Below are 2402 nucleotides of genomic sequence, written 5' to 3'. Positions count from 1 at the left end.
CGTCGACCGTGACCAGCGGGAAGGCGTCGTCACCCGCCGGACCGGGGCGGAACCAGTCGTCCTCGTAATACCCCTCGGTGACCGGGATGTGGGTCTTGCGGGTGCGCTGGGCGAGGGTGCCGTCGGGCTGCATCTGCCGGCGACCGCGACCCGGCTGGACTACTACATGAACCTCGCCTTCGGGGCGGTCGAGCGCGCCCAGGAGGACGGGCTCGACATGGTGCTGCTCGCGCCCTCGGGTGCGGCGGGCGGGCGGATCGGCTCACGCGTCGACGGCCTGTTGGTGATCGACCCCGAGGCCGGCGACAGCGCGGTGCCGGGGCTGCTCGACGCGGGCGTCCCGGTGGTGACCGGCGAGCGCTACCTCGGCCCGGCCAGCGGCCCCAGCGGCGCCGTGGTCTGCGACAACGCCGCCTCCCTGACCGCCCTCCTCGACCATGTCACCGAACGCGGCGCCCGCCGCCCCGCACTCCTGGCCCCGTCCGGCTCCTCCGCCTGGGCGACCGCCCTGCGCGCGACGGCCGGGTCCTGGGGGCGAGCCCACGGGGTGACGGTGACCCTGCGCACCGTGCCCTTCGCCTCGACCCCGGCCGAGGCCGAGGCGGCCACCCGGGAACTGCTCGCCGCCGACCCCGCCGTGGACGCCGTGATCTGCGCCCCCGACGGCTCCGCCCCCGGCGTCCTGCGTGCGGCGGCGGCCCTCGGCCGGAAGGTCGGGGGAGGCGGCGGAAGCGACGGGGACGGCAGAAGCGGCTGGCGCGAAGGAAGCGGCGGGGGCGGCAGGCCCGGCGGGTCCGGGGCGACCGCCGGACATCCGGCCCGGTCGGGCGCCCGTCTGCTCGTCGCGTCCTGCGTCGACGGCACCGCGACCCGGGGCGCCGCACCGCCCGTCACCGCGGTCGACCTGCGCCCCGCCGCGTACGGGCGTGCCTGCGCCGAGCTGCTCTGCGACATCCTCGCGGGCCGCGCGGCCCCCGACACCGTCCGCCACCACGCCTGGTCACTGGAGATCCGGGACTCCACCGGACCGTCGCCGGCGCACGAGAACCCGTAGGCGGGCCGCCGCCCCCGGCCCGCCGCCCAACCTCCGGCGAACGGCGACCGGTTGCCGTCCTCCATGTCTCCGCAATGTGAACGTTGTGAGTCGACTGGCAACTGGCGTGGCGGCCTTGACATTTCAACGCGCGGCCGGTGATAAGATCATCTTACTTCCAGTGGGCTGATGGCGTATGGGGGCATTCCGGGAGGGATGAGATCCTCGGCCCCACCTTCGGAGGGGCACCTCCCGAAGCGGCGCACGGTCGTGGCGAACGAGCCCTGGCTGCGTGCCGCCTGACGGGGTGTCAAGCCGTTTCCGCCATGGCACTTGAAGTGAGTCTCATGACATTTCCACAGGGCCCCGTCATCTGGGCGCTGGTTGTCGTAGCACTGGTCGCCGTGGGTGCCGTTCTGCGGGCTCGCGCGACCAACGTCAAGCTCCGCAGACACCACGCGGAGCTGCGCCAGGAGCGCGACGCGCTCCTGCGCCAACGGGACGAACTCCACGTCGTCCACAACGGTCTGCTCCAGCGTCAGTCCACCGAGCTGGCGGAGGTCCGCAAGGACGCCGAGGAGGAGACCAAGGCCGTCCTCAAGGCCGCCGTCCGCACCCTCCAGGGCCTCGCGGACGAACAGCAGGTCGTGATCGAGAAGGCCCAGCGCAAGTACGGCGACGACCCCGGGATCCTCGCCGACCTGATGGCCATGGACCATGCCAACAGCCAGTTCGGCCGGCGCGCCCAGGGCATCGCCGTGCTCTGCGGCGGCTGGCTCGGCCGGCGCGAGACCGTGGCCTCCGTCTTCGACGTGGCCCGCAGCGCCCAGGGCCGTATCCGGCACTTCGACCGGGTCCGGGTCAACGGCCAGGTGAACTTCGCCGTCGTCAGCCGCGCCGTCGAACCCGTCGCCGTGGTCCTCGCCGAACTGCTCGCCAACGCCACGAACTACTCCGCCCCCGGCACCCCGGTCGAGATCAACATCCAGGCCGTGCCCACCGGCGTCTGCCTCATCGTCGACGACGCCGGCCTCGGCATGGGCCAGGAGGAGAAGGACCGCGCGGCGGCACTCCTCTCCCCCCAGGCCGCGATCAGCGTCTCCAGCCTGGGCATCCCGCCGCAGTTCGGGTTCGCCGTCTCCGGGATGCTCGCCGCCCGCTACGGCTTCCGGGTCTCGGTGGACTCCGTTTCCCCCTATGGAGGCGTACGCGCGGTGGTCCTCATCCCCGACGAACTGCTCACCACCGAGGCGCCGCCCGCCGCCGCGCCCGTCGAAGCGCCCGAAGCGGCCCTTCCCCACGCGCCGCAGGTGCAGCAGGTACGGCAGGCCGACCCGTGGCAGGCCCCGGCTCCGGCGCCCACCCCGCT

Annotated in this window: 2 protein-coding genes and 1 pseudogene; 2 read left to right on the top strand and 1 reads right to left on the bottom strand. The window is 73.6% G+C overall.

Going from position 1 to position 2402, the window contains the following annotated elements:
* A pseudogene (locus HET64_RS39525) lies at positions 1-127 on the bottom strand (hydrolase); the annotation flags it as partial.
* On the opposite strand from HET64_RS39525, the gene HET64_RS38165 reads away from it, so the two are divergent.
* Positions 68-1054, top strand: coding sequence for a substrate-binding domain-containing protein (locus tag HET64_RS38165; RefSeq protein WP_374105610.1), 987 nt, complete (start codon positions 68-70; stop codon positions 1052-1054). The pseudogene HET64_RS39525 and the gene HET64_RS38165 overlap by 60 nt on opposite strands.
* A gap of 326 nt (positions 1055-1380) precedes the next feature.
* Positions 1381-2402, top strand: a 1022-nt coding sequence (locus HET64_RS38160; RefSeq protein WP_215111809.1) for an ATP-binding protein, incomplete at its 3' end; no start/stop codon positions are given.

The sequence above is a fragment of the Streptomyces sp. McG3 genome (assembly GCF_018619185.1).
GTDB lineage: Bacteria > Actinomycetota > Actinomycetes > Streptomycetales > Streptomycetaceae > Streptomyces.
The sequence above is the reverse complement of the archived record's forward strand: the minus strand, read 5'-3'. Positions and strand labels throughout refer to the sequence as shown.